Origin of the sequence: Cellulosimicrobium sp. CpK407 (assembly GCF_051844275.1) — a bacterium.
Classification (GTDB): Bacteria; Actinomycetota; Actinomycetes; order Actinomycetales; family Cellulomonadaceae; genus Cellulosimicrobium; species Cellulosimicrobium cellulans_G.
In genome coordinates, this window is the sequence record NZ_JBGNYC010000002.1 from 111,040 (window position 1) to 123,421 (window position 12,382).

Here is a 12,382-nt window from a genome sequence, read left to right on the forward strand (position 1 = left end):
ACGGGGCAGGCCGTCGCACCGACTGTGACGTGCTCCACAGCCGGGTGTCACGGCGTCCGGCCTCGGCGGGCCCGGTGTTCCCCGCCCGCCTCAGGAGCCGGCGGCGCTCGCGGTCGTCAGCCGACGGAGCGGGCCCGACGGCGCTGCGCGAGCTCGTCCTGCGGGCTCGCCGTCGTGTCGTCCTCGTCGTCGAGCGACTCGGTGGGCAGCTCGGCGAGCGTGCCCTCGACCTCGCGCCACACGCGCCCGACCGCGATGCCGAAGACGCCCTGACCACCCTGGACGAGGTCCACGACCTCGTCGGGGGACGTGCACTCGTACACGCTCGCCCCGTCGCTCATGAGGGTGATCTGCGCGAGGTCGTCGACGCCGCGCTCGCGCAGGTGCTCGACCGCCGTGCGGATCTGCTGCAGCGAGACCCCGGTGTCCAGGAGCCGCTTGACGACCTTGAGGACGAGGATGTCCCGGAAGCTGTACAGGCGGTGGGAGCCCGACCCCGAGGCGGGTCGCACGGTGGGCTCGACCAGCCCGGTGCGGGCCCAGTAGTCGAGCTGGCGGTAGGTGATGCCTGCGGCGCGGCACGCGGTCGGGCCGCGGTAGCCGGTCGTGGTGTCCTGCTCGGTGATGTCCTCCCCGAAGAGGAGGCCCTGCGCACCGTGGGGAACTGCCGCGCCGGCACCGACGCTCGCCTCACCGCTGCTGTTCACTTTCGCCTCCTGGGGTGATGTCCACGACCACGCTATGGGCGCCGTCGGGGGTCGTCAACGACCGACGACCCGAGCGTGCGGGCGTGTCGCGCCCGCACGTCCGGCGGTCCGGCCGCCCAACCCTCGACCTGAGGTCGAACGTCTGCCTTGTCCGTTGTGTCCGAAGGGCTGGTCCTCGCCCGACGGTCGGCCCGTCCCGCGCGGACCGCCCTCTACTCGTCCACCGAGAAGTCCTCCGGCTGGACGTGGTCCAGGAAGTCGCGGAACTTCTCGACCTCCTCCTGCTGCGCGACGTCGACGACCTCGACCCCCGCCGTCGCGACGACCTCCGCCGAGCACAGCACCGGGCTCCCGGTGCGCACCGCGACGGCGATGGCGTCCGAGGCGCGCGAGTCGAGCCGGACCCCGTTGCTCAGGACCAGCTCGGCGAAGAAGATGCCGCCGTCGAGCGCGACGATCTCCGCCCGCTCCAGGCGCACCCCGACGGCGTCGAGGAGGTCCCGCAGCAGGTCGTGGGTCATGGGCCGCGGTGTCGGCAGGCCTGCCTGCGCCATGGCGATCGCGCTCGCCTCCCGTGGTCCGATGACGATCGGCACGACGAGCTCGGACGCGTCGTCGAGCAGCAGCACCACGATCTCCTGGTCGCGCTGCTGCTGACGGACCCCCAGCACCTCGACGGGGACCATCGGGACGTCGTCGCTCACCACTCCACGGTACGTCGCCCTCCGTCATCCGGCAGGGGTTGAGGCCCGTCTCGTCCGGGTGCCTCGCGGGACCGGGGAACCGGTGCGACGGTCAGCGCGTGAGGTCGTCGATCCCCTGGCGCACGAACACCGTGTGCAGCTGCGCGCACAGCTCCCCGACCTCCGAGGCCACGGTGCCGGCGTGGGCGCGGGCGGACGCGCTCTGCTGCCCGCGCCACGGGGAGACGACCTGGTGCACGAGGCTCACGTGCCGGTCGGCGGCGGTGCGCAGGGAGCGCAGGTGCCGCGGCTCGATGCCGTACTCCGACAGGCCGGCGGCCAGCACGACCACGTCGAGCGAGCGCGCGTCGAGCTGGCCTCCGGGCGCCTGGCGCAGCACGCCGGCCTCGATGAGCCCCTCGACGAGGTCGCGCTCCACCCCCGCCGCGGACACGAGCGCGTCCACCGTGTACCGCTGGCGGACGGTCGCCGAGCCGGGTTCGCCGTCGTTCGTCGCCAGGCGCGGGGCGAGGACCTCGACCTCGGTGCCGGCGTCGAGCGCGGCGAGGCGCTCCTTGATGACCTTGAGCGGCAGGTACCGGTCGCGCTGCTCGACGAGCACGAACCGCAGCCGCTCGACGTCCGCGGGGCTGTACTGGCGGTAGCCCGACGCGGTGCGCACGGGCTCGATGAGGCCCTGCTCCTCGAGGAAGCGCAGCTTGGAGTGGCTGACGTTCGGGAACTCGGCCCGCAGCGCGCGCAGCACGTCGGAGATGCGCATGGTCGCGCGGCGCGAGATGCCCTGCGGCCACGGCTCCGTGCCGTCGGGGGGCTCGGGGACCGTGGCGTGCGCCGCGCCCGTCGAGGCGTTCACGACCGGGGGGCCGTGCCGCCCGCCGGTGCCCCCGCGTGCGGGCTGGCGTGGAACGTGAGCCGGTACTTGCCGATCTGCACCTCGTCGCCCGTCGAGAGCGCGACGGCGTCGATGCGGCTGCGGTTCACGTACGTGCCGTTGAGCGACCCGACGTCGCGCACGAGGAAGTGCTCGCCCTCGCGCACGAACTCGGCGTGCTTGCGCGAGACGGTGACGTCGTCGAGGAAGATGTCCGCGCGCTCCGACCGGCCGGCGACGGTGCGCTCGGCGTCCAGGAGGAAGCGGGACCCCTGCCCGGGACCGCGCTGCATGATGAGCAGGGCGGAGTGGCGCGGCAGGGCCGCGACCGCGGCGTGCTCCTCGGGGCTCAGGCCGCCGGGCTGCACGCCCTCCTCGATCGGGGCCTCGATCCGGCCGAAGCTGACCGTCGTGTCGCTACCCGCCCGGTTCGGCACCTCAGGACCGCCTGGGACACTCATCTCGCCTCCTCGGGGCTCACGCACGTCGTGCTCGACCTCGGAACACCGCACCGCGGGGCCGTGGCCCCGCCGCGCGGGAATCGTGCTCGAAAACTACTACACCCGCAGGTCACGCGGTGCGCGCGACCCACGGTCGTCCCAACCTACCCCGGCCTGCGGGGATGCGGGAAGCCGCGGTCACTCGTCGGCCGGGACCGGGGTGGCGTACTGCGGCGCAGCGGGCTCGACGGTCGCGGTGACCTCGACCCGGTCCTGCTGGGTGATCGTCGTGCGCGCACCGTCGGCGCGCAGCGACGCCATCGCGCCGCCGGGGATCTCGAGGGCCGTCTCGAGCGTGGACGGGTCGCCGATCACGTTCCACCGGTACGGCGAGGAGATCGTCTGCCCGTCGACGACGACGCCCTCGGCAGAGTCCTCGAAGTAGCTGCTCGCCACGAGACGGACCCCGTTGACCTCCATCGCCTCCGCGCCCGCGTTGCGCAGCTCCTCGAGCACGTTGAAGAGCGAGAACGCGTCGAGCGCCTCCGCGCCCTCGACGACCTCGATCTCGACGCCCGGGCCCTCCGCGGGGAGCCGACCGGACAGGATGCCGAGCGTCTCGGCCTGCTGCTCGGCGAGCTCGAGCGCCGCGCGCTCGCGCCCGGTCCCCGACTGCAGCTCGTCGCGCGTCGACTCGAGCGAGGAGACCTGGTCCTCGAGCTCGCCGGAACGCTGCGTCACGTCGTCGAGCAGGCGCACGAGGTCGCTCTGGCGCAGGGACGAGAGCTGGTCCTCCTGCGTCTGGCTCACCTGGACCACGAGCGCGAAGCCGAGGAGCGCGCACAGGACGCCGACGACGATCTGGGACCGGGACGCGCGGGGGCGCAGCGCGCGGCCGAGCCCGCGCAGGCCCCGCGGTTCCGGCCGGGTGGGGGCGCCGTGGCGGCCCACGGCGCCGATCGTCCCGGTCGTCGCGGGCGGCTCCGCCGGCGACGACGCGTCGGTGCTGGCGGAGCCGCCGGTGGTCGTGTCGTCGTGCGGCGGGGCGGGGTGCGGTGCGTCGGCCGCGGCGAAGGGGGCGCGGTCCGGGGTCTCCGGGTCCTCGTCGCTGTTCTCCGGCGGTGCGGTGCCGGTCGGGTCGTCCTCGGGCTCCTCGCCCGTCACGGGGGTCGAGGGCTCGCCGCGCTCGTCGTCGACCGAGGAGTCGTCGCCGATCGCGTCGTCCTGGTCGGTGTCCCGGTCCGCTGCCCCGCTAGCGGCGTCGGGCTCGCGCGCGGGACCGTCGGTCGGGGCGTCGTCCTCGACGCCGGTCGCGTCCGGCGCGCCGTCGACCGCATCGCCGGTGCCCGCGTGCGCGGCGGCGGGCTCTTCCTGGCCCTCGGGCTGACGCTCGGGCTCGCTGTCCGCCTCGACGGCGCCCTCGTCCGGGTCCGCGGGGGACGGCCGGGCGGTCGCGGCGTCGCCGGCGGTCCGCCGGGCGGTCGGGTCCGTGGTCTCGTGGGCGTCGTCCGGGGCGGGGTCCGGCGTCACGTCGTCGGTGGCCGCGTCGCGCGGGTCCTGGGGGTCGCGGGTCACGCTCACGCCTTGAAGATGTGGCGCCGGATCGCGGCGGCGTTGGAGAAGATGCGGATGCCGAGCACGACGACGACGGCGGTGGAGAGCTGGCTCCCGACGCCGAGCTGGTCGCCGAGGAAGACGATGAGGGCGGCGACGACGACGTTCGAGAGGAACGAGACGAGGAAGACCTTGTCGTCGAACAGCCCGTCGAGCCGGGCCCGCAGGCCCCCGAACAGCGCGTCGAGCGCGGCCACGACGGCGATCGGCAGGTAGGGCTGCAGCGACACGGGCACGGTGGGTTGCAGGACGAGGCCCGCGACGATGCCCACCACCAGTCCGACGACTGCGATCATTCGACGATCTCCTGCCCTGTCTCGTGCGGTTCCGGGCCCGTCCCGAACCCGTCGGTCGTGCCGTCCGTCGTGCCGTCGGTGCTCCCGGCGGGCGTGTCGGAGTCTACGGTCGCCGCCGGGGCCTTCGCGAAGAACAGCGTGGGCGCGGGCCGGCCGGGCAGGTCGAGGCGGCTCTGCGTCGTCACGCTCGACCGGATGCCGTACTGGGTGCCCAGGATCTGCAGGTAGTCCGACGTGCCGGAGCGCAGGAGCGAGGTGCGCAGGGAGTCCGGGTCCCCGATCGCCTCGACCCGGTACGGGCCGACGAGGGGCTGCAGGTCGACGAGCACCGCGTCCCCGGCGGAGCGGATCGCCGAGAGCCCGGTGAGTCGCTGGTCGTTGATCGCGACCGCCTCCGCGCCGCCGGCCCAGAGCGCGTTGACGACGCGCTGCAGGTCGGAGTCGTGCACGAGCGAGCTCGAGTCCACGGTGTCGGAGGACAGGCCGCCGCTCGTGTCGTCGAGCGTGACGACGACGCCCTGGCCCTCGACCGCCTGCGTGCCGGTCAGCGCGCCCTCCGCCTGGAGTCCCTGCAGCACGTCGGCGCTCGCGCCGCTGAGCGCCGCGCCCTGGAGCTGCTCGATCTCCGCGGACAGCTCCGCCCCGCGGGCGGCGAGCTCCTCCGCGGCGCCCTGCCGGTCGAGGATCTCCTGCTCCAGGGTCTCGCGCGCCGCGATGACGCCCGGTTGCGGGGCGCGCAGCTCGACGGCCGCCGCCGTCGTCACGACTCCGAGCGCGACCGCGAGGGCGACGAGGACCACCGTGCCGGTGCGACCACGGTGCGGCGCCCGCCCGGCGGCCCGGCGCGCCGCGGCGTCCGCGTACCCGGGGTCGAGCGGGCGGTGCATGACCTCGTTGAGGAGCGTCATCGACGCGTCGACGGGGGCGCGGCGCGCGGCGCCACCCGGGTCCTGACGGTTCTCGCTCACGGCGCCTCCCGCGTCGTCGTGCCGGTCTCGTCGCCCTCCGCGGCGGCCGCCCGGTCGCGGACCACGAGCGAACGGGTCTGCAGCACGTACTGCGCGCCCGCGAGCCAGTACAGCCCCACGCCCCACCAGGTGAACGCCCACCCGGTGACCGCGGCGACGTCGCCCAGCCAGCCCGGCATCTCGGCCAGGAGCAGGAGCGGGAACGCGTACAGCAGCGCGAACGTCCCGGCCTTGCCCGCGAAGCTCACCGGCAGGGGCCCGTACCCGTGGCGCGCCAGCAGCGGCAGGAGACCGGCGAGGAGCAGGTCGCGTCCCACGATGACCACGACGAGCCACACGGGCACGACGTCGCGCCACGCGAGCCCCAGGAGGGTGACGAGGATGAAGAGCCGGTCCGCGGCCGGGTCGAGCATCTGCCCGAGACGGCTCACCTGGTCCAGGCGCCGCGCGAGGACGCCGTCGAGCCAGTCCGACGCCCCCGACACCGCGAGCACGACCAGCGCCCACACGTCGTCGCCGCGCACGATGAGGACCGCGAACACGGGCACGAGGAGCAGCCGCAGGAGGCTGATGACGTTCGGGACGGTCAGGACGCGGGAGCTGACCTGCTGCCCTGCTGACACACCCACCGCCCCGTGCTCACGTCGCGCCGTCGCGGCGACCTGCCGCGCGCGGACCATCCTACGTACCGGGCCCGCGCACCCGGGCCCTCATTTCGCGGCGCGGCGCCCGCGGCGGGCGGAAATCACCCGTTTCGTCCGTCGTGCCCGGCGACCGGGTGGCGGCCGCGGTGAGGGAGGTCACCGGGGCCGGCCCGCGAGCCCGCCGCGACCTCCGGTAGGATGGGCACACCTCTGGAGTTCGTCGCTCGTCCCGCGTGTGTCCGTGAGAGCGGCCGTCCCCCTCGATCGTCCCTGATCGTCCTGGTGGCCGGCCTGGTGTGTTCGGGAGTGCGACCTGCGAGAACCGTCCTGGTGACCGCACGCCACTCCACACCCCGAAACGAACGGTCCTCACCCCTTCATGACTGCTGACGTCCTCGCGCCCTCGCACGCCCTCGACCAGTCCGCCGACGCCCCCGAGCGCGCGGAGCGCACGCGCCCCGAGCCGGCCGCTCCCGCCGGTCCCGTCTTCGCCGACCTCGGCCTGCCCGCTCCCCTCGAGCGCGCCGTCGCCGACCTCGGCTTCGTCACCCCGTCCGCGATCCAGGCCGAGGCCATCCCGGCGCTCCTCGCCGGCCGCGACATCACCGGCGTCGCGCAGACCGGCACCGGCAAGACCGCCGCGTTCGGCCTCCCGCTGCTCGCCGCGATCGACCCGTCCCTGCGCCGCGTGCAGGCCGTCGTCCTGACCCCGACGCGCGAGCTGGCCATGCAGGTCGCCGACGCCGTCGAGTCGTTCGCGACCCACCTGCCCAAGGTCGACGTCGTCGCCGTGTACGGCGGCTCGCCCTACCAGCCGCAGCAGCGGGCGCTCGCGGCCGGCGCGCAGGTCGTCGTCGGCACGCCCGGGCGCGTCATCGACCACATCGAGCGCGGCACCCTCGTGCTCGACGACGTGCGCTTCCTCGTCCTCGACGAGGCCGACGAGATGCTGCGCATGGGCTTCGCGGAGGACGTCGACACGATCTTCTCCCGCGCCCCGCGCGAGCGTCAGGTCGCCCTCTTCTCCGCGACGATGCCCGCCCCGATCCGCCGCGTCGCGAACGAGCACCTCACCGACCCGGTCGAGATCGCCGTCGCCCGCCAGTCCTCCACGGTGACGAGCGTGCGCCAGACGTACGCCGTCGTCCCGTTCCGGCACAAGACCGGCTCGCTCGTGCGCGTCCTCGCCACCTCCGACGCCGAGGCCGCGATCGTGTTCACCCGCACGCGCGGCGCCGCCGAGGAGGTCGGGTCCGCGCTCGTCGAGCGCGGCATCTCCGCCGCCACCATCTCGGGCGACGTCGCGCAGAAGGAGCGCGAGAAGATCGTCGAGCGCCTGCGCTCCGGCGCGCTCGACGTCCTCGTCGCGACCGACGTCGCCGCGCGCGGCCTCGACGTGGACCGCATCGGCCTCGTCGTGAACTTCGACCTGCCGGGCGAGCCCGAGGCGTACGTGCACCGCATCGGCCGCACCGGCCGTGCCGGACGCACCGGCGAGGCCCTGAGCTTCGTCACCCCGCACGAGCGGGGCCGTCTGCGCGCCATCGAGCGCACGACCCGCACCCCGCTGCAGGAGATCGAGATCCCCTCCCCCGCGGACGTGTCCGCGCACAAGGTCCGCACCCTCCTCGGCCAGGTCCCGGCCCGCCAGGAGGCCGGCCGCCTGTCCATGTACGCCGACATGGTGCGCACCTTCCTCGCCGAGCACGACGTCGACCCGGTCGACCTCGCGGCGGCCATGGCGGCGCTCGCGGTCGGCGACGACGGCCCCCGCGCCCGCGAGGAGCAGGAGCGGTTCGAGGCCGAGCGCGCCGCCGCGCGCGAGCAGGCGAAGGCACGCCGCACCGAGCGCACGGGCGAGCGCCCGCGCGGCGAGCGCGCGTCGGGCCGCCGCGAGGGCGACGGCACGCGCGGCATCCGCCGCGACGCCGTCGGGACCCGCTACCGCCTGTCCGTGGGCCACAAGGACGGCGTGATGCCCGGCGGGATCGTCGGCGCGCTGACGAACGAGGCCGGCCTGGCCGGGTCGGACGTCGGCAAGATCGACATCTTCCCGTCGTTCTCCCTCGTGGACATCACCGCGCCGCTCGACGCGGAGACCATGGACCGCATCTCCCGTGCCCGGGTCGCCGGGAAGGCGCTGCGCATCCGCGTGGACGAGGGCGCGCCCGCCTCGCGCGGCCCGCGCGGCGGTCACGGCCCGTCGGGCCGTCGCGACGAGCGTCGCGACCGCTTCGACCGCGCCGACGACCGGGGCGAGCGCAAGCCCCGTCATCGCACGGCGTACTGACGCACCCGCGTCGCCGTCGGCGACGCGAGCAGAGGGACGGCCCCGGATCCGCTGGATCCGGGGCCGTCCGTGTTCTGCCCCTGTGCCGTCGCGCGTCAGGTGCGCGGGCCCTCGTGCGCCTCGCCGTGCGCCTGGACCAGTGCCGCCAGGCGGCGCGCCTCCGCGTCCCCGCGCGCGCCGTCGGCCCGTTGGATCCCCATGACGGCGAGCGTCGACCCGTCCGCAAGGTCCAGGCGCACCCACGCGTCGCCGGAGCCGAACCGGACGGACACGACCTGCGCCCACTCGAGCTCGCGCGTGTAGATGACGTTGCGCACCCGCAGCCCCTCGCGCGTCGGGACGGCGTGCACGCCCCCCAGGCGCCACAGCAGCCACGCCGCGAACAGGGCGAACGCGGCCAGCGAGAGGCGGTTCACCCACGACGTGCCGAGCGGGCCCGTCGCCGACAGCCCGACGACGACGCACCCGCCGACCACGACGACACCCGTCGCCCACGCCGACACCAGGCCGAACCGGGGCCGGAACGGCCGGTAGGGGTCGTCGTGGCGCTCCCCCGGCAGGCCAGGATCAGGGAACGGGTCGGTGCTCATGCCGCCACCGTCTCACACCCGCACGACGCCCACCGGCGCCGCGCCCCGGGGCGAGCGGTGTCAGAGGCGGGACGCGTGGATCCGGGTGACGAGGATCGCACGCGCACCCACGTCGTACAGGGCGTCCATGACCTGGTTCGTCTGGTCGCGACGCACCATCGCCCGCACCGCCGCCCAGTCGCGGTCGTGCAGCGGCGACACCGTCGGCGACTCCAGGCCCGGCGTGATCGCGACCGCACGCTCCACGAGCGACACCGGCACGTCGTAGTCCATGAGGACGTACTGGCGCGCCGTGAGCACGCCCTGCAGGCGCCGGCTCAGCACCTCGACCCCCGCCGGGACGTCCGCCTCCGCGACCGCGCGCGGACGGATCAGCACCGCCTCCGACACGAGGATCGGGTCGCCGAACACCTCCAGGCCCGCGCCCCGCAGCGTCGTGCCCGTCGAGACGACGTCCGCGACGACGTCCGCCACCCCGAGCTGCACCGCCGACTCCACCGCGCCGTCCAGGTGCACGACCGTGGCCTCCACGCCGTGCGAGCGCAGGTGCCCTTCGACCAGCACCTCGTACGACGTCGCGACGCGCAGCCCCTGCACCTGCTCCAGCGATGTCACCGTGCCCGCCGGGGCCGCGTACCGGAACGTCGACCCCCCGAACCCGAGCTGCATGTGCTCCACCGCGTCCGCGCCCGAGTCCAGCAGCAGGTCGCGGCCCGTGATCCCCACGTCGACCGTGCCCGACCCCACGTACACCGCGATGTCGCGCGGGCGCAGGAAGAAGAACTCGACGTCGTTGTCCGGGTCGGCCAGCACCAGCTCGCGCGAGTCACGACGCTGGCGGTACCCCGCCTCGCGCAGCATCTCGACGGCGGGCTCGGACAGGGACCCCTTGTTGGGGACGGCGATACGCAGCATGACAGGACCTTCGTTCAGGGGATCGGGCAAGGAGCGGGGAACAGCAGGGACGAGCGAGGGGCGAGCGGCGCTCGCGGCCGGGAGCGGGGACGCTCACCGGCACGGCCGCTCACAGATGCTCGTACACGTCCTGCAGGCTCAGACCCTTCGCCAGCATGAGGACCTGCAGGTGGTAGAGGAGCTGGGAGATCTCCTCCGCCGTCTTCACGTCGCCCTCGTACTCGGCGGCCATCCACACCTCGGCGGCCTCCTCGACCACCTTCTTCCCGATCGCGTGCACGCCGGCGTCCAGCTCCGCGACCGTGCCGGAACCGGCAGGTCGCGTCGTGGCCTTCTCGGACAGCTCCGCGAACAGGGACTCGAACGTCTTCACGCGCCCAGGGTATCCGCCGCCCGGGCAGGGCCGGGGCGCGGTCCGCCCAGCGGGCACGCCCCGACCCGGTCCGTCACAGGTCGCGCAGCGCCACCACCGTCGCGACCGCCGCCTCCGCGGCCTCCGCACCCTTGTCCTCGCGCGACCCCTCCAGCCCCGCCCGGTCCAGCGCCTGCTGCTCGTCGTCGCACGTCAGCACGCCGAACCCCACCGGCACCCCCGTCCGCACGCTCACGTCCGTCAGACCCGACGTCGCCGCCTGGCACACGTACTCGAAGTGCGGCGTCCCCCCACGGATCACCACCCCCAGCGCCACCACCGCGTCCGCGCCGTGCTCCACCGCGCGCGCCGCCGCCACCGGCAGCTCGAACGACCCCGGCACCCGCACCACGCTCACGTGCGACACGCTCGCCGCCGCCAACGCCCGGCGCGCACCCGCCAGCAACCCGTCCATCACCTCCGTGTGCCAGCTCGCCGCGACCACCGTCACCCGCAGCCCCGACCCGTCCACGCTGATCGACGGCGCACCTGCCCCGCTCATCCCTCGTCCTCCTTCGACTCCTCGGCACCGGACCCGTCGTCCGGCCCTCCCCGGGCAGCCCCGTCCGGGACTGCCACCGTGTCCAGCAGATGACCCATCGCCACCTTCTTCGTCACCAGGTACGCCCGGTTGTGCTCACCGTGACCCACCTCGATCCGCTCCGTCCCCACCACGTCGATGCCCGAGGCCACCAGCCCCGTCACCTTCGCCGGGTTGTTCGTCAGCAACCGCACCCGCGACAGCCCCAGGTCCGCCAGGATCGCCGCCGCCGCCCCGTACTCCCTGCGGTCCACCGGCCACCCCAGCTCCAGGTTCGCCTGCACCGTGTCCAGACCCGCGTCCTGGAGCTCGTACGCCCCGATCTTCGCCAGCAGCCCGATGCCGCGCCCCTCGTGCCCCCGCAGGTACACCACCGCACCGCCCTCCGCCGCGACCCGCCCCATCGCCGCCTGCAGCTGCGGACCGCAGTCGCACCGCAACGACCCGAACGCGTCCCCCGTCAGGCACTCCGAGTGCACCCGCACCACCGGGACGCCGTCGGGCCCGACGGCGCTCGCGGCCTCCGCACCCACCTCATCGCGGTCCGCCGTACGGACCGGGTCGACGGCAGGGACGAGAGCCACGTGCTCCGCACCCGTCCGCAGGTCCCGGTACCCGATCACGCGGAACCGGCCGTGCGCCGTCGGAAGATCCGCCGAGGCGGTCCGGTGCACCCGCCGCGCCAGCGCCTCACGGTCCGGCACCTCCACAGCCGCCGCCGGTGCCGGGTCGTGCACGCGCCGCCACGCCACCAGGTCCGCGATCGTGAGGAGCACCAGCCCGTCACGCTCCGCCAGGGCCGCCGCGTCCCCCAGCCGCATCATCGTCCCGTCGTCGTGCACCAGCTCCGCGATGCCCCCGACCTCGCCCCTCCCCGCCAGGCGCACCAGGTCCACCGCCGCCTCCGTGTGCCCCGCACGGTGCAGCACACCCCCCGGCACCGCCCGCAACGGCAGCACGTGACCCGGCCGGATCAGGTCCACCGGACCCGACGCCGGGTCCGCCAGCACCCGCAACGTCCGCGCCCGGTCCTCCGCCGAGATCCCCGTCGTCACCCCCGTCGCCGCGTCCACCGTCACCGTGTACGCCGTGCGCCGCGGGTCCTGGCTGTGCGGCACCATCAACGGCAGCTCCAGCGCGTCCGCCCGCGACGCCGGCATCGGCGCGCACAGGTACCCCGACGAGTGCCGGATCGTCCACGCCACCCACTCCGCCGACACCCCCTGCGCCGCGAACACCACGTCCGCCTCGTTCTCCCGGTCCGGCGAGTCCGCCACCAGCACCGGCCGCCCCGCCCGGATCTCCGCCAGCGCCTCCTCGACCGACCCCAGGCGCACACCCCCCGACCCCTCCGGCACGGCGGCGCTCGCGGACGGCGCGCGTCCGCCCG

At 74.8% G+C, this 12,382-nt stretch carries 14 protein-coding genes; 1 reads left to right on the plus strand and 13 read right to left on the minus strand.

What is annotated here, in order from left to right:
- Positions 1-116 precede the first annotated feature (116 nt).
- The 8 genes from ABWU78_RS01620 to ABWU78_RS01655 all read right to left on the minus strand — a co-directional run bounded on the left by ABWU78_RS01620 (position 117) and on the right by ABWU78_RS01655 (position 6,223).
- Positions 117-707 (minus strand): MerR family transcriptional regulator, encoded by a 591-nt coding sequence (locus ABWU78_RS01620; RefSeq protein WP_439157372.1) that lies wholly within the window; start codon positions 705-707, stop codon positions 117-119.
- A 212-nt stretch (positions 708-919) separates the two neighbouring features.
- Positions 920-1,393: a bifunctional nuclease family protein gene (locus ABWU78_RS01625; protein ID WP_024839673.1), complete on the minus strand. Its 474-nt coding sequence runs from the start codon at positions 1,391-1,393 to the stop codon at positions 920-922.
- 109 nt (positions 1,394-1,502) lie between these two features.
- Entirely contained in the window at positions 1,503-2,264 is a 762-nt protein-coding gene (ftsR, locus tag ABWU78_RS01630) for a transcriptional regulator FtsR (protein WP_353709291.1), read from the minus strand.
- Complete coding sequence (locus ABWU78_RS01635) at positions 2,261-2,743, minus strand: FHA domain-containing protein (RefSeq protein ID WP_047234767.1); 483 nt, start codon at positions 2,741-2,743, stop codon at positions 2,261-2,263. The genes ftsR and ABWU78_RS01635 overlap by 4 nt, the downstream gene beginning before the upstream one ends.
- Positions 2,744-2,920: 177 nt before the next feature.
- Positions 2,921-4,303: a DUF881 domain-containing protein gene (locus ABWU78_RS01640; RefSeq protein ID WP_439157373.1), complete on the minus strand. Its 1,383-nt coding sequence runs from the start codon at positions 4,301-4,303 to the stop codon at positions 2,921-2,923.
- The gene (locus ABWU78_RS01645) at positions 4,300-4,632 is read right to left on the minus strand and encodes a small basic family protein (RefSeq protein ID WP_021483549.1); all 333 of its coding nucleotides are present in this window, start codon (positions 4,630-4,632) and stop codon (positions 4,300-4,302) included. Before ABWU78_RS01645 ends, ABWU78_RS01640 begins: the two co-directional genes overlap by 4 nt.
- The gene (locus ABWU78_RS01650) at positions 4,629-5,600 is read right to left on the minus strand and encodes a DUF881 domain-containing protein (protein ID WP_439157374.1); all 972 of its coding nucleotides are present in this window, start codon (positions 5,598-5,600) and stop codon (positions 4,629-4,631) included. The genes ABWU78_RS01645 and ABWU78_RS01650 overlap by 4 nt, the downstream gene beginning before the upstream one ends.
- Positions 5,597-6,223: a CDP-alcohol phosphatidyltransferase family protein gene (locus tag ABWU78_RS01655; RefSeq protein WP_253050704.1), complete on the minus strand. Its 627-nt coding sequence runs from the start codon at positions 6,221-6,223 to the stop codon at positions 5,597-5,599. Before ABWU78_RS01655 ends, ABWU78_RS01650 begins: the two co-directional genes overlap by 4 nt.
- Positions 6,224-6,623: 400 nt before the next feature.
- Here ABWU78_RS01655 and ABWU78_RS01660 point away from each other — a divergent pair, with 400 nt between their 5' ends.
- Entirely contained in the window at positions 6,624-8,534 is a 1,911-nt protein-coding gene (locus ABWU78_RS01660) for a DEAD/DEAH box helicase (protein WP_353709294.1), read from the plus strand.
- 95 nt (positions 8,535-8,629) lie between these two features.
- Here ABWU78_RS01660 and ABWU78_RS01665 read toward each other — a convergent pair whose 3' ends face one another.
- The 5 genes from ABWU78_RS01665 to ribB all read right to left on the minus strand — a co-directional run bounded on the left by ABWU78_RS01665 (position 8,630) and on the right by ribB (position 12,329).
- Positions 8,630-9,124 (minus strand): PH domain-containing protein, encoded by a 495-nt coding sequence (locus ABWU78_RS01665; protein ID WP_253049401.1) that lies wholly within the window; start codon positions 9,122-9,124, stop codon positions 8,630-8,632.
- Between the two features lie 60 nt (positions 9,125-9,184).
- Positions 9,185-10,039, minus strand: a complete 855-nt coding sequence (gene hisG / locus ABWU78_RS01670; RefSeq protein ID WP_253049399.1) for an ATP phosphoribosyltransferase — start codon at positions 10,037-10,039, stop codon at positions 9,185-9,187.
- Positions 10,040-10,148: 109 nt separating this feature from the next.
- Positions 10,149-10,412, minus strand: coding sequence for a phosphoribosyl-ATP diphosphatase (locus ABWU78_RS01675; protein WP_024839663.1), 264 nt, complete (start codon positions 10,410-10,412; stop codon positions 10,149-10,151).
- 73 nt (positions 10,413-10,485) lie between these two features.
- Complete coding sequence (ribH, locus tag ABWU78_RS01680; protein ID WP_439157375.1) at positions 10,486-10,953, minus strand: 6,7-dimethyl-8-ribityllumazine synthase; 468 nt, start codon at positions 10,951-10,953, stop codon at positions 10,486-10,488.
- The gene (gene ribB, locus ABWU78_RS01685; RefSeq protein ID WP_439157416.1) at positions 10,950-12,329 is read right to left on the minus strand and encodes a 3,4-dihydroxy-2-butanone-4-phosphate synthase; all 1,380 of its coding nucleotides are present in this window, start codon (positions 12,327-12,329) and stop codon (positions 10,950-10,952) included. Before ribB ends, ribH begins: the two co-directional genes overlap by 4 nt.
- Positions 12,330-12,382: the final 53 nt, after the last annotated feature.